The organism is Janthinobacterium aestuarii, assembly GCF_046113285.1.
Lineage (GTDB): Bacteria > Pseudomonadota > Gammaproteobacteria > Burkholderiales > Burkholderiaceae_D > Janthinobacterium.
This window is the reverse complement of sequence record NZ_CP142524.1, coordinates 2,547,881-2,567,127: the sequence shown is the minus strand read 5'-3', so window position 1 is coordinate 2,567,127 and position 19,247 is coordinate 2,547,881. Positions and strand designations below refer to the sequence as shown.

Annotated in this window: 19 protein-coding genes; 7 read left to right on the top strand and 12 right to left on the bottom strand. The window is 64.7% G+C overall.

Going from position 1 to position 19,247, the window contains the following annotated elements:
* Window positions 1-135 precede the first annotated feature (135 nt).
* From prfB to lysS, 3 genes are all read left to right on the top strand, one after another.
* Window positions 136-1,240, top strand: a protein-coding gene (gene prfB, locus OX462_RS11570) for a peptide chain release factor 2 (RefSeq protein WP_121669803.1) whose coding sequence is annotated in 2 segments (ribosomal slippage) — window positions 136-216 and window positions 218-1,240 — 1,104 coding nt in all. Because the reading frame shifts where the segments join, the coding sequence is not laid out codon by codon here.
* Between the two features lie 2 nt (window positions 1,241-1,242).
* On the top strand, window positions 1,243-1,944 hold the full coding sequence (locus tag OX462_RS11565) for an HAD family hydrolase (protein WP_070291573.1): 702 nt from the start codon (window positions 1,243-1,245) through the stop codon (window positions 1,942-1,944).
* Window positions 1,945-1,962: 18 nt separating this feature from the next.
* Entirely contained in the window at window positions 1,963-3,492 is a 1,530-nt protein-coding gene (gene lysS, locus OX462_RS11560) for a lysine--tRNA ligase (protein WP_070291572.1), read from the top strand.
* Window positions 3,493-3,684: 192 nt separating this feature from the next.
* Here the strand turns inward: lysS and OX462_RS11555 are convergent, their stop codons facing one another.
* The 11 genes from OX462_RS11555 to ppnN form a co-directional block, all read right to left on the bottom strand.
* Window positions 3,685-4,686, bottom strand: a complete 1,002-nt coding sequence (locus OX462_RS11555) for a Gfo/Idh/MocA family protein (RefSeq protein ID WP_409028454.1) — start codon at window positions 4,684-4,686, stop codon at window positions 3,685-3,687.
* A 12-nt stretch (window positions 4,687-4,698) separates the two neighbouring features.
* Window positions 4,699-5,721, bottom strand: a complete 1,023-nt coding sequence (locus tag OX462_RS11550) for a porin (RefSeq protein ID WP_409028453.1) — start codon at window positions 5,719-5,721, stop codon at window positions 4,699-4,701.
* Between the two features lie 35 nt (window positions 5,722-5,756).
* Window positions 5,757-6,716, bottom strand: a complete 960-nt coding sequence (locus OX462_RS11545) for a 2-hydroxyacid dehydrogenase (RefSeq protein ID WP_409028452.1) — start codon at window positions 6,714-6,716, stop codon at window positions 5,757-5,759.
* A 19-nt stretch (window positions 6,717-6,735) separates the two neighbouring features.
* Window positions 6,736-7,695: a sugar kinase gene (locus tag OX462_RS11540; RefSeq protein ID WP_070291645.1), complete on the bottom strand. Its 960-nt coding sequence runs from the start codon at window positions 7,693-7,695 to the stop codon at window positions 6,736-6,738.
* Between the two features lie 11 nt (window positions 7,696-7,706).
* Window positions 7,707-8,453, bottom strand: coding sequence for a sugar phosphate isomerase/epimerase family protein (locus OX462_RS11535; RefSeq protein WP_409028451.1), 747 nt, complete (start codon window positions 8,451-8,453; stop codon window positions 7,707-7,709).
* On the bottom strand, window positions 8,450-9,184 hold the full coding sequence (locus OX462_RS11530; RefSeq protein WP_034755389.1) for an amino acid ABC transporter ATP-binding protein: 735 nt from the start codon (window positions 9,182-9,184) through the stop codon (window positions 8,450-8,452). The genes OX462_RS11535 and OX462_RS11530 overlap by 4 nt, the downstream gene beginning before the upstream one ends.
* Window positions 9,171-9,821, bottom strand: a complete 651-nt coding sequence (locus OX462_RS11525) for an amino acid ABC transporter permease (RefSeq protein ID WP_070291566.1) — start codon at window positions 9,819-9,821, stop codon at window positions 9,171-9,173. Before OX462_RS11525 ends, OX462_RS11530 begins: the two co-directional genes overlap by 14 nt.
* Window position 9,822: 1 nt before the next feature.
* Window positions 9,823-10,515, bottom strand: a complete 693-nt coding sequence (locus tag OX462_RS11520; protein ID WP_409028450.1) for an amino acid ABC transporter permease — start codon at window positions 10,513-10,515, stop codon at window positions 9,823-9,825.
* 90 nt (window positions 10,516-10,605) lie between these two features.
* Window positions 10,606-11,412, bottom strand: coding sequence for a transporter substrate-binding domain-containing protein (locus OX462_RS11515; protein WP_070219948.1), 807 nt, complete (start codon window positions 11,410-11,412; stop codon window positions 10,606-10,608).
* Window positions 11,413-11,627: 215 nt separating this feature from the next.
* The gene (locus OX462_RS11510) at window positions 11,628-12,698 is read right to left on the bottom strand and encodes a LacI family DNA-binding transcriptional regulator (RefSeq protein ID WP_409028449.1); all 1,071 of its coding nucleotides are present in this window, start codon (window positions 12,696-12,698) and stop codon (window positions 11,628-11,630) included.
* Between the two features lie 205 nt (window positions 12,699-12,903).
* The gene (gene ppnN, locus OX462_RS11505) at window positions 12,904-14,274 is read right to left on the bottom strand and encodes a nucleotide 5'-monophosphate nucleosidase PpnN (RefSeq protein ID WP_070219944.1); all 1,371 of its coding nucleotides are present in this window, start codon (window positions 14,272-14,274) and stop codon (window positions 12,904-12,906) included.
* Between the two features lie 310 nt (window positions 14,275-14,584).
* Between ppnN and OX462_RS11500 the strand changes: the two genes are divergently transcribed.
* The 4 genes from OX462_RS11500 (at window position 14,585) to OX462_RS11485 (ending at window position 19,003) form a co-directional block, all read left to right on the top strand.
* Complete coding sequence (locus OX462_RS11500; RefSeq protein WP_070219941.1) at window positions 14,585-16,090, top strand: peptide MFS transporter; 1,506 nt, start codon at window positions 14,585-14,587, stop codon at window positions 16,088-16,090.
* 131 nt (window positions 16,091-16,221) lie between these two features.
* On the top strand, window positions 16,222-16,899 hold the full coding sequence (locus OX462_RS11495; protein WP_409028448.1) for a UPF0149 family protein: 678 nt from the start codon (window positions 16,222-16,224) through the stop codon (window positions 16,897-16,899).
* A gap of 12 nt (window positions 16,900-16,911) precedes the next feature.
* Window positions 16,912-18,606 carry a hypothetical protein gene (locus OX462_RS11490; protein ID WP_409028447.1) on the top strand — a complete coding sequence of 565 codons (1,695 nt, stop codon included), beginning with the start codon at window positions 16,912-16,914 and terminating at the stop codon, window positions 18,604-18,606.
* 13 nt (window positions 18,607-18,619) lie between these two features.
* Window positions 18,620-19,003: a hypothetical protein gene (locus tag OX462_RS11485; protein WP_409028446.1), complete on the top strand. Its 384-nt coding sequence runs from the start codon at window positions 18,620-18,622 to the stop codon at window positions 19,001-19,003.
* 9 nt (window positions 19,004-19,012) lie between these two features.
* Here OX462_RS11485 and OX462_RS11480 read toward each other — a convergent pair whose 3' ends face one another.
* Window positions 19,013-19,240, bottom strand: a complete 228-nt coding sequence (locus tag OX462_RS11480) for a hypothetical protein (RefSeq protein ID WP_070291560.1) — start codon at window positions 19,238-19,240, stop codon at window positions 19,013-19,015.
* Window positions 19,241-19,247: the final 7 nt, after the last annotated feature.

Here is a 19,247-nt window from a genome sequence, read left to right as displayed (position 1 = left end):
AAATATTGTCGCAAATATAGCAAAATACGCATTTTATTGCCCCGCGCGGCCGCAATTGCGCCGCGGCGGCAGCGGAAACGCGCCACGCTCGCGTATAATTCAGGGTTTGATTTCACCATAGAAGACCAGAACATTATGGAAGCCGAACGCATCAATATCATCTCCGCCCTGCTCAACGACCTGACGGTCCGCGAAGCCGAACTTCGGAGGTATCTTTGACTTCACTGTCAAGTCGGAGAAACTAGAGCAAGTCAACGAAGAGCTGGAAGATCCAACCGTCTGGAACGATCCCAAGCGCGCCCAGGACCTCGGTAAAGAGAAGAAGGCGCTGGAAGCGATCGTCTTCACGCTGACCAAGGCCGATGCCGACCTGCGCGACACCCGCGACCTGTTCGACATGGCCCGTGAAGAAGGCGACGACGAGACCCTGGAAGCGATCGAGCAGGACGTGCAGGAAATCCGCAAGGTCATCGAAAGCATGGAATTCCGCCGGATGTTCAACAATCCGATGGACCCGAACAACTGCTTCATCGACATCCAGGCCGGCGCCGGCGGCACGGAAGCCCAGGACTGGGCTTCGATGCTGCTGCGCCAGTACCTGCGCTATTGCGAACGCAAGGGCTTCAAGGTCGAAATCCTCGAGCAGTCCGACGGCGAAGTCGCTGGCATCAAGACGGCCACCCTGAAGGTCGAGGGCGATCACGCCTACGGCTTCCTGCGCACGGAAACGGGCGTGCACCGCCTGGTGCGCAAGTCGCCGTTCGACTCGGCCAACGGCCGCCACACGTCGTTCACGTCGCTGTTCGTGTATCCGGAAGTCGACGATTCGATCGAGATCGACGTCAACCCGGCCGATATCCGCGTCGATACCTATCGCGCGTCGGGCGCCGGCGGTCAGCACATTAATAAAACCGACTCCGCCGTCCGCATGACCCATGCGCCGACCGGCATCGTGGTGCAGTGCCAGAACGACCGTTCGCAGCACCGCAACCGCGCCGAAGCGATGGAAATGCTGAAAGCGAAACTGTACGAGCATGAACTGCGCAAGCGCATGAGCGAACAGCAAAAGCTGGAAGACTCGAAGACGGACGTGGGCTGGGGTCACCAGATCCGCTCCTACGTGCTGGACCAGTCCCGCATCAAGGACTTGCGCACCGGTTTCGAGACGGGCAATACCAAGGGCGTGCTCGATGGCGACATCGACGACTTCATCTCCGCCTCGCTCAAGCAAGGCGTATAAGGATGAACGCATCCGCTCCAGCACTGGCGCAGCGCGCCTTCCTGTTCGACATGGATGGCACGATCGTCGACAACATGGCCTTCCACACGACATCGTGGCTGGCGTTCTTTGAACGCCACGGCCATGCGCTGGACGCGGACGCCTTTTTCCGCGACACGGCGGGACGGCAGGGACACGAAATCATCGCCAAGTACCTGGGCGAGGATGCCGACCACGTCACCCTGCTGGCGGAAAAGGAAGTCGTCTACCGCGAACTGTATGGCCCGCACCTGGCCACGGTGCTTGGCTTCGACCGGCTGATCGCCAGCGCGCGCCAGCATGGCGTGGGGCTGGTGGTGGGCACGGCCGCGCCAGACGAGAATATCGCGTTCACGCTCGACGGCCTGGACCTGCGCCACCGCTTCGACGCCATCGTCGGCGCCGCCGACGTGGAACGGGGCAAGCCGCACCCGGACGTGTTCCTGAAAGGCGCGCAGCTGGCCGGCGCGCTGCCGCAAGACTGCATCGTCTTCGAAGACGCGCCCCTGGGCGTGGAAGCGGCGCGCCGTGCCGGCATGCGCGTCGTGGTACTCACCACCACCCTGCCGGCCGAGGCGTTTGCCGCATTCGACAACATCATTGCCATCGTGCCGGATTTCTCCGCACTCGACGTCGACGCACTGTTTGCCAGCGTGGCGCCAGCGCTGGCACCACATCATCAATAATCACCAACGAAGAACACCATGACTACGGATATCCAAGAACAAGCCGCCGCCCCCGATGAAAACAAGATCATCGCCGAGCGCCGCGTCAAGCTGGCCGCACTGCGCGAACAAGGCGTCGCCTTCCCGAACGATTTCCGCCCAGAACACAAGGCGGCCGATCTGCACGCGCAATACGGCGGCAAGACGCGCGAAGAACTGGAAGCCGAACCTGTCACCGTGGTGCTGGCCGGCCGCATGATGCTCAAGCGCGAAGCGGGCAAGAAAGCCGCCTTCGCCACCCTGCAGGACGCTTCCGGCCCGAAGGCCGACGGCCGCATCCAGATCTACGCCACGCTTGATCTCACCGGCGAAGCGGCCATGGCCGCCCTGCACCACTATGACCTGGGCGATATCCTGGGCGTGACGGGCACCCTGTTCAAGACCAAGACGGACGAACTGACCATCAAGGTCACGGAACTGCGCCTGATCACCAAGTCGCTGCGCCCGCTGCCGGACAAATTCCACGGCCTGGCCGACCAGGAAACGAAGTACCGCCAGCGCTACGTCGACCTGATCATGAACGAAGAGACGCGCCGCACCTTCAAGGCCCGTACCGCCGCCATCTCGTCGATCCGCCGCTTCATGGAAAAGAACGAGTTCATGGAAGTGGAAACGCCGATGCTGCACACGATCCCCGGCGGCGCGGCGGCCAAGCCGTTCATCACGCACCACAATGCGCTCGACATGCAAATGTTCCTGCGCATCGCGCCCGAGCTGTACCTGAAGCGCCTGGTCGTGGGCGGCTTCGACCGCGTGTTCGAGATCAACCGTAACTTCCGCAACGAAGGCGTGTCGATCCGTCACAACCCGGAATTCACGATGATGGAATTCTATGCGGCCTACACCGACTACAAATGGCTGATGGATTTCACGGAAGCCGTCATCCGCCAGGCCGCCATCGACGCGCACGGCACCGCCACCCTGACCTACGGCGGCCGCGAGCTGGACCTGGCCAAGCCGTTCCACCGCCTGACCATCGTCGAAGCGATCAACAAGTACGCGCCGGGCTACACGCCGGAGCAGTTGAACGATGCGGACTTCATCAAGGAAGAGCTGAAGAAATTCGGCGTCAAGCCGTTCGCCACGGCCGGCCTGGGCGCGCTGCAACTGGCGCTGTTCGAAGAGACGGCTGAAGCGCAGCTGTGGGAACCGACCTACATCATCGACTACCCTGTTGAAGTGTCGCCGCTGGCGCGCGCTTCCGACACGGTGGCCGGCATCACCGAACGCTTCGAGCTGTTCATGGTGGGCCGCGAAATCGCCAACGGCTTCTCCGAGTTGAACGATGCGGAAGACCAGTCGGCCCGCTTCCTGGCGCAAGTGGCCGCCAAGGACGCCGGCGATGAAGAGGCGATGTTCTACGACGCCGACTACATCCGCGCGCTGGAATACGGCATGCCGCCAGCCGGCGGCTGCGGCATCGGCATCGACCGCCTGATGATGATCATCACGGATTCGCCGAACATCCGCGACGTCCTGCTGTTCCCTCACCTGCGCCGCGAAGAGTGATGAACACCTGAAAAATCTACTGCGCGTCGCGATTTGCGGCCTGCGATGCTCACTGTGCTATAGCACAGTTGCGCTTCTTAGCCGCAACTCCCATCCGCTCGCTACGATTTTTTCAGGCGTTCGATGCTTCAAGGCAAAAAAAGCCGCCTGATTTTTTTAATCAGGCGGCTTTTTTACGTCTGTCGCAGGCCGTCAATCGGCCAAGGTCACGCGCTGGTGGCTGCGGCTGGCTTGCTGCGCCGCCAGCGCCGTCGCCAGCGCGCGCATGCCGTCGTCGCCCGTGGCTGCCGGCTGCCCTTCGCCACGCATGGCGCGCTGGAAGGCGCGCACCGAGCGCACGTACAGGTTCTCGTGCTCGACGGGGATGTCGACGCTGCCGCCGTCGCGGGTCAGGCTGATGCTGCCGACGGGGCGCTGCGTCATCACCCCGGTGGCGAAGATGGTGCCCTTGCTGCCGATGATTTCCACGCCGGACAGCGAATACGGCGCGTTGAACGCGTCGTGCACCTGTACCAAAGTCCCGTTGTCGAACTCGATGACGGCCATCAGGCCCTCTTCCAGCCCCGCCACCGTCATGCCGCCGCTGGTGGCGCAGGCGGTCACGTGGCGCGGTTCCGAATCCAGCAGGAAGCGCAGGGTGTCGACATCGTGCACGAACATGTCGAGCGTGACGCCGCCCGATTCCGGCGCATCCAGGCGCCAGCCGCGCAAGTGCTGCGGCAGGTTGTTCGCGTGCAGTACGCGGCCATACAGGGGCTGGCCGATCTCGCCCGCGCGTATCAGCTCGCGCACCTTGCCGTGGCTGGCCGCGTTGCGCAGGTGGTGGTTAATCCCCAGCACCACGCCCGCCTCGGCGCAGCCGTCGACCATGCGGCGGGCGTCCTTCAGGTTCAGCGCCAGCGGTTTTTCGCACAGCACGTGCTTGCCCGCGCGCGCCGCCTGCAAGGTCTGCGCCATGTGCCATTCGTTGGTGGTGCTGATGTATACGGCGTCCGCGCCCGGATGGGCCAGCGCCGCATCGAGGTCGGTATAACTGGCGGCGATGCCGAATTGCGCCGCAAAGGCGGCGCCGCGCGCGGCGTCGCGGCTGACCACGGCCAGCACCTCGGCATCGCCCTGCTGGCGGATCGCGTCGACCATCCATTCGCGCGCCACGGTGCTGGCGCCGACCAAAATCCATCCGGTTTTCTTCATTCGATTCTCCCGTTAAAAAGTGTGGCGCAGGCCCAGGTTCCAGGCCTGGTTGCCGGTGCCGTTGTCGGTGGCATTGCCCACCAGGTAGGCGGCGCCGTTGCGGTTGTCGATGTGCGCGTAGGCCGCGTACAAGGTGCTGCGTTTCGACAGCGCATACGTGTAACCGATGCCAATTTGAGAAGCGTCGCCGTTGGCGGCGCGCCGGTCGTCGCGCCGCACGTACGAGAACAGGATGCGGTGCGGGCCCACGGGCACGGTGGCGCCCAGCATCAGGTCCGCGCTGTCGACCGTGGTGGCGGCACCGGCCGTGCTCTTGCTGACGGCGACGGCGCCATGCGCCTTGACCACGCCGAAGCCCCAGGTGGCGCCCAGCACCGTGTTGCGCGCCCTGCCCGTCACCAGCGCGCTTGACAGGGTGTTGGCATCCTGGTGCGCCATGCGCACGTACAGCGGCCCGCTGGCATAGGTGGCCGCCGCGCCCATGTAGCGCCTGGCGGAAGCATCCCCTGGCACTTCGCCGAAGCCGTACGCCAGTTCGCCGGAAAGGCCACCGCGCACGGGCGAGCTGTAGGTGATGCTGTTGTCGACGCGGCTGATGTAGCCGGCCGTGAAGACGTTGCTCATCCTGCCCGCAAAACCCAGGTAAAACGGGTCCAGCGCCCCCAGGCTGCTATCGATGAACGTGTACTGGCGGCCCAGCCGCAAGGTGCCCGCCGCACCGGCGAGGCCGACGAAGGCCTGGCGCCCGAACAGCAGGCCGCCCTGGGCCGAAGCGCCCGTGTCGGCCAGGATGCCCGCATCCATCGTAAAGATCGCCGTCATGCCGCCGCCCAGGTCTTCGCTGCCCTTGAAACCCAGGCGCGAGCCGTTGGCGATGCCGCTCGTCAGCTTGAGCACCCTGCCCCCGGGGCCGCCGCTCTCGGACACCACGCCCAGGTCCGCGATGCCGTACATGGCCACGTTCGACTGCGCCGCGCACAGGCCGCCGCAGGCGCCCGCACCGATGATCATTGCCCTTGCTACCTTGTTCTTCATTTCTTTCCCTGTCTGTCTTTTTATGGATACTGTTCTTAGCTGACCAGGTGGCGCGGACGCTCGCCGCGCAGGCCGGCCAGCAGGTTGTCCACGGCTTGCTGCGCCATGGCATAACGCGTTTCATGCGTGGCCGAGCCGATGTGCGGCAGCGCCACCACGTTGGCCATGCCCGGCAGCGGATTGTCCGGCGCCAGCGGTTCGCGCTCGAACACGTCCAGGCCGGCGCCTTGGATGGTGCCCTGCTGCAGGGCCTCGATCAGCGCCGCCTCATCGACGATGCGCCCGCGCGAACCGTTGATGAAGATGGCGCCGGGGCGCATCAGCGCGAACTCGCGCCGCCCCATCATGCGTTCCGTCTGCGCCGTCAGCGGCAGGACCACGCAAACGAAATCGGAGCCGGCCAGCAGCTCGTCGAGCGCCACCTGTCGCGCGCCCAGCGCCGCTTCCACCTCGGGCACCGCCTCGCCATTCACGTACAGTACCTGCATGCCAAAACCGAGCGCGGCGCGGCGGGCGACGGCGCGACCGATGCGGCCCATGCCCAGCATGCCGATGGTCTTGCCATGCACGTTGACGCCGTACTGGCTTTCGCCCACGCTGCGCGTCCAGCGCCCCGCCTTGACGAATTCGGCCAGTTCGACGACCCTCCGCGCGCTGGCGAGGATCAGCGCGAAGATCGTGTCGGCCGTCGTTTCCGTCAGCACGTCCGGCGTATTGGCCAGCAAAATACCCCGTTCGCGCAGGTAGTCGACGTCGAACTGGTCGACGCCCACCGAAATGGTGGAAATGATGCGCAGGTCGACGGCCGGGTCCAGCAGTTCGCGGTCCAGGCGCACGCTGGCGCCCAGCAAGCCATGCGCGCCGCGGATGGCGGCGGCGAATGCGGCGCGGTTGTCCGCGTCGATCGCTTCGAAATACGTCACCTCGCATTCGGCGCGCAGGCGCGCCAGCAGCGGCTCGGCCAGCTTTTTATACACAAGCACATGTTTTTTCACGAGTGTTCCCCTGTTCGGTTCAAGATTGGCCCAGCGCGTCGAGCTGGGCGCGGGTCGGCAAGCCTTCCATGTCGCCGGCCACCTGGATGGCGAAGGCGCCGACTCTGTTGCCGCGCCGTACCGCCTGCGCCAGCGGCAAGCCTTCCAGCAAGGCGCTGACCAGGCCGGCCGCGAAGCCGTCGCCGGCGCCCACCGTGTCGACCACGTTGGCCACGCGCTCGCCCGGCACCATGCCGCTGTCGCCGTCGGCCGTGCGGTAGTAGGCGCCCTCGGCGCCCAGCTTGATGACCACCAGCCGCGCGCCCTGCTGCAGATAAAAGCCGGCGACGTCGTGCGGCAAGTCATGACCGGTGAGGATTTTTCCCTCCCCCAGGCCGGGCAGCACCCAGTCGGCCCTGGCGGCAAGGCGGTTGATCTGTTCCACCATGACGGCTTGCGACGGCCACAGCGAAGGCCGCAGATTCGGATCGAACGACACGGTCCGGCCATGCTCGCGCATGAAGTCGATGGCCTGGCCGGCGAACGCCAGGCTGGTGGCGGACAGCGCGGCGGCCACGCCCGTGGCGTGCAGGTGGCGCGCGGACAGGAAATAGGCGGGGTCGAAGTGCTCGGGCGCCAGCCGGCTGGCGGCGGAACCCTTGCGGAAGTATTCGACCAGGGGATCGGCGCCGTTCTCGGCCTTCTCCTTGAGCAGGAAGCCGCTGGACTGGCCGGCGACGGCGGCGACCCGGCTGCAATCGACGCCCTCGGCCTGCACGCTGGCGCGGATGAAGCGGCCGAACGAGTCATCGCCCACCCTGCTCAGCCAGCCGACTTTCAAACCGAGGCGCGCCAGGCCGATGGCGACGTTCGTCTCGGCGCCGGCCAGGCGGCGCGTGAAATGCGCCACGGCCGCCAGGTCGCCCGTTTCCTCGGCAACGAACATCGCCATCGCTTCGCCGTAGGTGACGACGTCGAGCGCATGCGCTCCATGCATCATTTCGTGTTCCATCATGCGGCCTCCAGCATCCGGATGTAGCGGCCCGTTTCGGCCACCAGGTCGGTAGCCTCCAGCGGGAATTCGATGGCCCGCTGCACGCCCGGCGCAAAGTGCGCGAAGACGGCGCGCCAGGCCGGATCGGCGTCGGAAACGGCGCAGGCGGACAGCCGGCCCCCATCCTCCAGCACGGCCTTGCAGTGCACATAGCGCACGTACGGCGCCAGCAGGCGCGCCGCCTGCTGCGCATCCTCGCCCACCCAGCGCCAGTTGCCGATGTCAAAGGTCAGGCCCACGGGCAGCCCGATGTCGCGCGCCGCTTCCAGAAAGCGCGCCATCGTCGCCAGCTTGCCGCCATGGGCCGTCTGGTCGTTTTCCACCAGCAGCGCCACGGGCGCGGCCGCCAGCTGGGCGCTCAAGGCCTGCAAGTCCGGCGCGGCCGGGTAATGGCCCAGCGACACCTTCAGGTAGCGCGCCCCCAGGCGCGCCGCCTCGTCCAGCATCTGCTGCAGCAACTCGTGCCGCAGCAGCCCGTCCGCGTCCCACAATTCGATGGGCGTGGAATACACGGAGTACAGGCCGCGCGCGGCCACCGCCGCACCCATGCGCGCCAGGTCCGGCCAGTCGGAGGTGAACAGTTCGCGGCGGATCTCGATGCCGGCGCCGCCCGCATCGGCCACCACGTCGATGAAATGGCTTTGCCCCAGCTGCCTTACCCTGCTTGCGCCATAAGCCGACGCCGCCACCAAAACGGGGCTCATTTGATCGCTCCCGCGCCGACGAACTGGCGCGCTTCAGGCGTTTGCGGATTGCTGAAAAACGCTTCCGACGGCCCGCTTTCCCACACCAATCCCTGGTGCATGAAGACGGTGACGTCGGCCATGCGCCGCGCGAACTCCATCTCGTGCGTCACGAGCAGCATCGTCATGCCCGCCTGCGCCAGCTCTTCCATCACCTTCAGCACTTCCTGCGTCAGTTCCGGGTCGAGCGCCGACGTCACTTCGTCGAACAGCATCACTTGCGGCTCCATCGCCAGCGAACGGGCGATCGCCACGCGCTGCTGCTGGCCGCCCGACAGCTGCTCGGGATAGGCTTCGCGCTTGTGGTCCAGGCCCACCTGCTTGAGCACGCGCAGCGCCGTGGCGCGGCCCTGGGCGTCAGGCACCTTCTTGACGATGCGCGGCGCCAGCATGACGTTTTCTTCCACGGTCAGGTGGGGGAACAGGTTGTAGCTCTGGAAGACCATGCCGACGTCCTTGCGCAAGTCGAGCAGGTGCTCCTGGCGCGCCGTCAGCGTATGGCCGGCGACGACGATGCTGCCGCTGTCGATGGTTTCCAGGCCGTTGATACAGCGCAGCATGGTGCTCTTGCCGGAGCCGCTGCGGCCGATCACGGCGATCACCTGGCCCCGCTCGACGGCGAACGAAACGCCCTTGAGCACGTGATTGGCGCCGAAGCTCTTGCTGATATTGTCGATTTCAACGATGGGCATGGAATTTCCTTTCCAGTGAATGGCTGTAGCGCGACAGCGGATAGCACATCGCGAAGTAGATCAGGGCGACGACGGGGAAGACGATGAAAGGCAGGAAGGTCGCATTGCTGACCAGTTGCCCTGCCCGCGTCAATTCCACCACGCCGATGATCGAGGTGATCGAAGTGTTCTTGATGATCTGCACCATGAAGCCCACCGTCGGCGGCAGCGAATGGCGCAGCGCCTGCGGCAGGATGACGTAGCGCAGCTGCTGGTAGCGGTTCAGCGCCAGCGCGGCCGACGCTTCCCACTGCTGCCGCTGCACGCCTTCGATGCAGCCGCGCCAGATCTCGCCCAGGTAGGCGCTGGCAAAGATCGTCATCGCCGCGCCGGCCGCGATGACCGGCGACAGCTTGTAGCCGAACAGGGCCAGGCCGTAATAGGTCAAAAACAGCACGATCAGCACGGGCGTGCCCTGGACCAGCTGGATGTACAGGGCACTGATACAGCGCAGGAGCGGGCTGCGCGCCGTGCGCAGCAGCGCCACGGCGAAGCCGGCGATGCCGCCCGTGATGAAGACGATCAGCGACAGGCCGATGGTCCAGCGCGTGGCCTCGAGCAGGAATTGCAGGTTATCCCAGGAAAAGTCACTGATCATGTCAAGCTCCCATGCGCGCCGCGCCCAGACGGCGGCGGCGTTTGAAGACGATCTGGCCCAGCACCCAGAAGCTGAAGCGGAACAGCAGGGCCAGCACGATGTACAGCACCATCACGACGATGTAGATCTCGAAGCTGCGGAAGGTTTCCGCGTCGAGCAGGTGGGCGGCGGCGGTCAGCTCTTCGGCGGAAATGGCCGACACGACGCTCGAGGCGAGCATCATCAAGGTGAACTGGCTGGCCAGCGCCGGATACACTTTTTCCAGCGCCGGCAGCAGCACCACGTGGCGCATCACTTGCCAGCGCGTCATGCCCAGCGCCTGCGCCGCCTCGAGCTGCGACGGATGCACGGCGCCGATGCCGGCGCGCACGATCTCCGCCGCATAGGCGCCCAGGTTGACCGTCATGGCGACGAGCGCGGCGCCGTTCGCGTCGAGCTGCAGGCCCAGCGACGGCAAGCCGAAGTAAATGATGAACAGCTGCACCAGGAACGGCGTGCTGCGGATGACCTCGACATACGCGCGCACCACGGCGCGGGCATAGGCGGGACCGTTCTTCAGGATGACGGCGGCACAGACGCCCACCGCCAGTCCCAGCACCATCGCCATGGCGCTCAGGCGTATCGTCAGCGCCGCGCCCCACAACAGGCGGTCCAGCGATTGCATGACGAGTTCGAAATGAAATTCATACGGCATACTCAACTCCTTGTCTGCGTGCGCGTCCCCGGCCGCGCCACCATGGCGGCGCGCCGTGCGGACGGGCACTTTCCTATGCGGCTTGCGGTATCAGAAAGTCGGCAGCGCTGGCAGCGGCGCGCCGCTCCACTTGCGCGCGATGGCGTCGAGTTCGCCGTTCAGCTTGACGTAGTAGATGAAGTTGTTGAGCCACTGGTGCAGCTCGAAGTCGCCGCGGCGCACCGCCATCGAGTTCGGCTGCAGCGAGTAGGTGAAGCGGACCTCGATCTTGCCCGCGCCGCGCGTCTTGATGATGTCGAGCGCCATCGTGCTGGGAATCGAGACGGCGTCGACCTGCTTGCTGAGCAAGGCCTGGGTGACGGTGGCGTCATCCTCGAAACGCACGATATTGGTGCCGGCCGGCGCCAGGCGGCTCAAGGCCGTATCGTTGGTGGTGCCGCGCGTCACGCCCACTTTCTTGCCCTTCAACTCGGCCAGGGCCTTGAATTTGCCGCCCACCGGCGCGACGATGGCCAGTTCGAACGCGCTGTAAGGCATGGTGAACATCAGGGTCTTGGCCCGTTCCGGCGTGGGCGCCAGGGTCGCCACGAGGAAATCGACCTTGCCCGACTCCAGCGACGGCACGCGCGACGGCGCCGTCAACGGGACTATTTCCACGGGCAGGTTCATGTATTTGCCGATCAGGTTGGCGACGTCGACGTCATAGCCGACGGGCGCGCCCTTGGCGTCGATGCTGCCGAACGGCGGCGTGCCGCTGACCACGCCGATGGTCAGCTTGCCTTTCTTGATCAGGTCGCCAAGCGTCTGGGCGCCGGCATCGGCCGCCGCCCCCAGGGCAAACGTCGCTGCGAGCGCGCACGCCACGATCTTCGAATACAACAGTGTAGTCATCTTCATGCTTCAGTCTCCTGTGATCCCGGTACCGGCCTCGTCGAGGCACTGCCGGGAATATTGTCAAATGGACGATTCAGATCGTCTCTTGCCGTGTCATTTCAACTTCATGCCAACCATTGCCCTGCCTGACTATCCGCGCTCCTTTCCCAGGTGAATACCATCTATGAAACCGGTTCCATAACTATCTCAAAAAAAAGGGCAAGGCCCCCTTCCCCTCCTCAAGCGTCGCCGCCCTTGCGTACTTCGCTACCCTGGGTGGAATGGCGCACAATCAACTTGCCCGGCAACAGCACCTCGCGCGGCGGGCATTGATCGCCCTGCAGGCGCGACAGCATGCACGTCATCGCCGAAAAGCCGATCTCATAGGTCTGCTGCTCGATCGTGCTCAGGCCCGCCAACGGCGACCACGGCAACTCGTCAAAGCCCAGCAAGCCCACGTCCTGCGGCATGCGCAAGGCAAGGCGCTGCAGCATCAGCGCCAGTTCCAGCGCCACCATGCCGTTCGAGGCCAGCAGCGCCACGCGGCGGCCGCGCCACCGCGCCAGGCATAGACGCACCTGCGCGTCGATGGCGGGCCGGTCGTCCAGGTCCACGGCCAGCACTTCGCCCACGCAGCCCGGATGCTCGGCCATCACGGCCTGGAAACCGTCGGCGCGCATCAGCCGCGAGCTGACGCCCGTCAATGGCGGCGCGACGAAGGCGATGGCGTCGAAACCCTGTTCGATCAGATGCGCGGTGGCCAGCCGGCCCGCCTGCACATTGTCCAGGCCCACGAGGTCGAAATCGGCGCCCTCGATGCGGCGGTCGACCAGCACGATGGGCATGTCCGCCTGCTGCAAGTCGGACGACTGAATATTGCGCCCCTGCGTATTGACGATCAACCCTTCCACGCTGTACGAGCGCAGCGCGGCCAGCGACTGGCGTTCGCGCTGTTCGTCATTGCCGGTATTGCACAAAATCAAGGTATAGCCGTGCTGCTGGCAAGCCGCTTCGACGCCTTGCAGCACGGCCACCGTGTAGGGATTGAGCATGTCGGCCACGACCATGCCGATCAGGCGCGTGCGTCCCCGCTTGAGACCGCGCGCCATCTGGTTCGGCTGGTAGCCGAGACGCGCGATGGTGCTGGCGATCTGCTGGCGGATATTTTCGGACAGGGCATCGAGTTCGCCGCCGAGAAAGCGCGACACGCTCGTTTTCGACACGCCCGCCTCACGCGCCACCTGGGCGATGGTCACGGGCCGTGGCGGCTCGCCGGAGGCTGTTTTTTTGTTGCCGCGTACTGAATCCAAGGTGCTCTCCACTACCTGTTGATCTGCATATTTTTATTTTGGAACCGGTTCCAAAGATAGCACCCACGCATCGATGACGCAAGCGATTTGATTGCCTGTGGCGGCGAAGGAACACGGTGGGTGCATGGATGGGAACGCGGATGAAAAAACGCCGCCCGCCCCCCTTGCAAACGCAGGAGGCGGGCGGCGCTGGCTGGAAAACGGCTTACTGGACCACGGTGTAGCACGGCACGTAGGCCGTGCCCGCCAGTTTCATGCGGTGCTGCGCGACGAACGAGGCCAGCAGCGCATCCATGGGGCCGGCGATGGATTTGTCGCCATGGATCTCGAAGTTGCCGTGCTTTTCGATCGAGCGGATGCCGTCATCCTTGACGTTGCCCGCCACCACGCCCGAGAACGCGCGGCGCAGCTGGGCCGCCAGCAAGTGCGTGGGCTGGTTCTTATGCAGGCTCAGATTGCGCATGTTTTCATGCGTGGGCTGGAACGGCTTCTGGAACTCGTGGTCGATTTTCAAGAGCCAATTGAAGTAATACGCGTCGCTGTGCGCCTTGCGGAATTCGCGCACCTGGCGTATGCCTTCGAGCATTTCGCGCGCCACCAGTTCCGGGTCGTCGATGATGATTTTATAGCGCTGCTGCGCTTCCGGGCCCAGCGTGTCGTGGATGAACTGGTTGATCTGCACGAAGTACTCGCGCGACGTTTCCGGGCCCGTGAAGATCAGCGGGAACGGAATCTCCGCATTGTCCGGGTGCAGCAGGATGCCGAGGATGTACAGAATCTCTTCGGCCGTGCCCGCGCCGCCGGGGAAGACGACGATGCCGTGACCGGCGCGCACGAACGCTTCCAGGCGCTTTTCGATGTCCGGCATGATGACCAGGTCATTGACGATGGGGTTCGGCGATTCGGCCGCGATGATGCCCGGCTCGGTGATGCCGAGATAGCGGCCATTGTGCAAACGCTGCTTGGCATGGCCGATGGTGGCGCCCTTCATGGGGCCCTTCATGGCGCCCGGGCCGCAGCCCGTGCAGATGTCGAGGCCGCGCAAGCCCAGCTGGTAGCCCACTTCCTTCGAATAATTGTATTCGGCGCGGTTGATCGAGTGGCCGCCCCAGCAGACGACCAGGTTCGGGTTGAGCTGGGTTTGCAGCACGTTGGCGTTGCGCAGGATGTGGAAGACGGCGTCCGTCACGCCTTCCGTGCTCTGCAAGTCGAATTTCGGGTTGCCCGTCACTTCGTCGCTGACGAAGATGATGTCGCGCAGCACGGCAAACAGGTGCTCGTGGATGCCCTTGATCATCTTGCCGTCGACGAAGGCGATGGCTGGCGCGCCCTTGATGTCGAGCTTGATACCGCGCTCGCGCTGGATGATGGAGATTTCAAACGACTGGTAGCGCTCCAGCAGGGCGCGGCCATCGTCGATGGTGCTGCCGCAATTCAAGACCGCCAGCGCGCAGCGGCGGAAAGTGTTGTACAGGCCGCCCTGGCTGGTGTCGAGCAGTTTGTTGACTTCAGTCTTGGAGAGCACGTCCAGGCGGCCTTCCGGTGAAACCAGAGTATCGATAACGTCGTGTTCCATAATGCGAAAAATCCTTTAAAAATCGATGCTCGAAGGTCTTGCAGCCTTAATATACGACAAGTCAGGCAAGTTGTGCTGTGCCGCCGCAAAATCGCCCGGGCCGTTCTTGCCTGCAAACCGGTTTGACTAATATGAAACAGTCATTCTTGCTAATGCGAATCGAAACCTTCGCTCCGCGCAATTTGTAGATTAGAATGCCAGCCTATTGGAATTCCCGTGCGTACGGTTCTTCATGAGAGTCCCCGCCGCCCGCAGGCTTCCATAAGTTCGTTGTATCGATTGACTATAATAATTTTTCAGGAGGAACCGCATGAGCGGTGCGACTACGCCCAACAAGGAAGCCGTTATTCCCGAGTTCAAGCAGATTATGGGCCATCCAAGCCCATTGTGGATGTTGTTCATGACTGAATTCTGGGAACGCTTCGCGTTCTACGGAGTTCGCTGGGCGCTGGTACTGTACATCGTGGCCCAGTTCCACGGCGGCGACGGTTCGGGACAGGCAGCGGCCAACCTGACCTACGGTTCCTTCCTCGCGCTGGTGTACGCCGGCGCCCTGTTCGGCGGTTACATCGCCGACCGGGTCATCGGTTACCAGCGTTCCATCCTGCTGGGCGCCATCTTCATGGCTGCCGGCCTGTTCTGCATCTCCGTGCCGAACCAGGACATCTTCAACCTGGGCCTGGCCACGATGATCGTCGGTAACGGCATGTTCAAGCCGAACATCTCGACCATGGTCGGCAAGCTGTACACGACCGCCGATCCGCGCCGCGACAGTGGTTTCACGATCTTCTACATGGGCATCAACATGGGCGCCATGGTCGCGCCTGTCTTCACGCAATGGCTGGCCGAGTCGATCTTCGGCACCAGCGCCATGCCGTCGTACAAGATGGTCTTCATGGCCTCCGGTTTCGGCATGCTGATCAGCCTGGTATGGTTCTTCATCGGCCGCCGCGCCCTGAAGGGCATCGGCGCTCCGGAAGCCGGTTCCGGCAACCCGATGCGCGTCGTCTGGGTGGCCGTCGGCTCCCTGTGCGTAATCCCGCTGATGTATTTCCTGCTGACCGTCGGCGCTGAAAAGCTGCAAATCGTCCTGACCGTGCTGTTCGTCGGTCTGGCCGTCATGCTGATGATCGAAGGCATCCGCAACGGCAAAGTGGCGCGCGACCGCGTCATCGCCATGCTGCTGATCTTCGTCTTCAACATCCTGTTCTGGATGTTCTTCGAACAGGCTGGCAGCTCGTTTACTTTCCTGGCTGACAAGATCGTCAACCGCGACCTGGGCTTCTGGATCTTCCCGACCGCCTACTTCCAGACCGTCAATTCGGTCGCCATCATCGTCTTCGCGCCGATCATCGCCGCCGTCTGGGTCTTCCTGGCGCGCCACAACGTCAACCCGTCGATCCCGCGCAAATTCGGCCTGGGCTTGCTGGGCAATGCGCTGGCCTTCGGCCTGCTGATCTTCGCTCTGTCGAGCCTGGTTGGCGCCGATAACAAGATCCCGTTCTGGACCCTGACCACCGTCTACGTGCTGCAATCGATCGGCGAGCTGTGCCTGTCGCCTATCGGCCTGTCCATGGTCACCAAGCTGGCGCCGGTGCGCCTGGTGGGCCTGGGCATGGGCGGCTGGTTCCTGTCGACCGGCATCGGCAACAACCTGTCGGGCATCTTCGCCAGCCACGTCAGCGGCACGAGCGGCATGTCGGTGCAGTCGGCCCTGTCCGGCTATACCTTCGGCTTCTGGTCCCTGCTGGGCGCCGGCGTCGTGTTGTTCCTGATCGCACCGCTGATCAACAAACTGATGCACGGCGTGAAGTAAGCGTTCTGCCTTAGCTGAAAACGGCGGCCTGCGGGCCGCCGTTTTTCATTCCGGCGCCGGTTATTGCCTTGGCGGGCGGTACAATACCGCCAGGGCCACCGGCCACTCCCCCCACATCACCAAAGAATATTATGTCCAGCATCTCCACCACCTCGCCCCTCTCCGACGACGAATACGCCGAACTCGACACCCTGCTGGCCGCGCCCGCGCTGGAAGGCCGCGCCATGGACGTGTCGATGCTCGAAGGTTTTCTCACGGCCGTCGCCCTGAACCCGAAGCAGATCGCGCCGGAACAGTGGTTGCCATGGGTATGGGACAAGGCGGCCGGCAGCGCCGCGCCCGCAGCGGATGCTGCCAGCGAACGGGCGGCCAGCCTGGCCCGCCGCCACCACGCCTACATGGTCGAATGGCTGGCGAAGGATCCGGACAGCTTCGAGCCCATCTACGTCTGCGGCCCCGAATGGAGCGTGCCCGCCTGGTGCGCCGGCTTTATCCTGGGCACCAGCCTGGACAAGCCCCAGTGGGCGGCCCTGGCCGTCAGCCACCCGGAATACCTGGCGCCGTTCCAGCACCTGGCCAGCGCCAGCGAACTCGATGACGATGCGGCTGAAACGGCCATGGATGGCGTGATTCCCGCCGTGATCGCCATCAACGCCGCCTGGGCGCGCCAGCGCCACCTGAAACAAAGCCAGCCCGGCGCCACCGTGCTGCGCGAACTGCCGAAAACGGGCCGCAACGACCCGTGCCACTGCGGCAGCGGTAAAAAATACAAGAAATGCTGTGCCGACGCCGATAGCGCGGCAAGCTAAGGCGATTACTCCTTGCGCCAGCTGCTGACGGCCATCCTGCGCTTCCTGCTGCGCCACGCGCTGCAGTTCGCCCTGTTCATCGTCATCCTGCTGGCCGGCCGATTGCTGCTGGCCGAATGGCGCAGCTACAGCGCCGGCAGCGAGGCTGTCGCCGCCCTGCGCCAGGCTTCCGGCAGCGCCGGCAGCCATGGCGCCAGCCTGGCCGAGGCGGCCACGCTGCGCGTCAACGCCTTGCAGCACGCCTCGCACGCGGTCATCGCGGCACGCCTGAAGCAAGTGCAGGCGCAATTGACGGCCTTGCGCGCGCGGCAGCAACCGTCGCTGTTTACTATTCCCCTGCCCGACACGCACACCCTGGCCCTGCACGCGCAGGACGAAGCCATGCGCCGCGTGGAAATCGAAGTGCTGGTGCAGGAATCCCGTTACTTGAGCGCCCTGCAGGCGGCGATCAGCGGCGAAGATGCACGCCAGACGCTGGCGCGCCTGCATGCGGAACACGTCAGCGCGTATGCGGCGCTGCACAATAATCTGCGCCAGCGCCGGGAACTGGAAGCGCTGCACCCGCTGGCCGCGCGCCTGCCCGGCAGCGACGCCTACGCGCAGCTGTCGCAGCTCGACGCGGAGGGCCAGCGCTTGCGCGAGATCAATCTGCAAGCCTACCAGGCCTGGCTGGCGCAGCGCGCGCGCACCAGCGATGCTGCCCGCCCCGCCCCATTCGCCGTCGACGAGCAAGCCTTGAGCGGCGCGCTGGCGCCCGTGCGGGCGGCGATTGCGGCCGGAGAGACCCAATTGGCGCGCAACTGGATCGCCCGCTGGCGCGCTCCCGTGCTCGACGTGGCGCCCACGGCCGCCCTGCTGGTGCTGTCGGCCATCCTGCTGCCCGTCGCCATCAAGGCCTTCTTTTACTTCGTGCTGGCGCCCATCGCTTCGCGCCTGAAGCCCTTGTCCATCGCGCACGCGCTGGGCGTGACGGCCACTGCGCTCCCCCTGCCGCCCGACGGCCAGTCCCGCATCTCCGCCGTCTCGCAGGCGCTGCAGCTCAAACCCGGCCAGCAGATGCTGCTCCACCCCGCATACCTGCAAGCGTCGCCCGTCGGCACGCATAAACGCACGCAGTGGCTGCTGGACTGGCGCTTTCCCTTCACCAGCCTGGCCGCCGGCATGGCGGCGCTGACGCGGCTGGAAAGCGACGTGACCGCATCCGTGACGATTTCCGCCAGCGACGACCCGCTGCTGGAAGTGGCCGTCGTCCGCCTGCCGGCCGGCAGCGCGCTCGTGTTCCAGCCGCGGGGCCTCGTGGGCCTGGTCTGCGACGCTGGCCAGCCGCTGGCGCTATCGAGCCACTGGCGCCTGGGCAGTCTGCACGCCTGGCTCACATTGCAGCTGCGCTTCATCGTGTTTCGCGGCCCCGTCACCCTGATCGTGCGCGGCTGCCGCGGCGTGCGCCTGGAACGGGCGGGCCAGGGCCGCTCCATCAGCCAGTCCGCCACCCTGGGTTTCAGCACCGACGTGCTGTACTCGACGATGCGCAGCGAAACCTTCCTGCCCTACCTGCGCGGCCAGCAAGCCTTGCTCAACGACCGCTTCGACGGCGGCAACGGCGTCTACCTGTACGAAGAAACCCCGCGCCACGGCAAGCAGCCGGGCAAGGTAGGCAGCTGGTTCGAGGGTTTTACGGACGCGATCCTGAAAGTGTTCGGCATCTAGCCGATGAGACCATATGAACGACTTCCTGTTTGCCGATTTTCTCGAAGATCAGGCCGCGTACGCGGCGGCTGAGGCCTACTGGCAGGCACGCCTGGCCTTCCTCGACGGCCAATGCGCGCCGTATCTGCGCACCGCATTTGCCAACGGCCAGCCATTTTATGTCGGCAATCCCATCGTCAACCTGGCGGACCGCAACGCCGGCAAGGCGGCGCGCATCGTGCAGCAATGCCCGCAGGAGTTCGGCCCCTGCTACACGAGCTTCAGGCAAGCCATCGAGCTGGCCGGCAGCGATGGGCAGCATCGCCCGGCGCAGGAAATGGTCATCGTGCTCACGTTGACCGAAGACTCGGCGCAGAAGGCCGTCGATGAACTGCGCGCGTGGTTTGCGCCAGCATAAGGATGCCGGCTACGCCGCAATCGAATGCGACACCGTCAACCACTCGCCCGGCTGCAAATTCGCCGCCGCCTCGCGCGTGGCCAGCACGCTGTCCGGGTCCAGGTCGGACCGGTTCAGCTTGTAGGAATAGGCGAAATCGTCGGCATCGAATGCCTGCCCCGCCTTGACGTAATACTTGAAGCCGACAAACGAGTCGGGATTGGTGACGACCGAATACTCAAGCGTGACGGTGTTCATGGCGGTC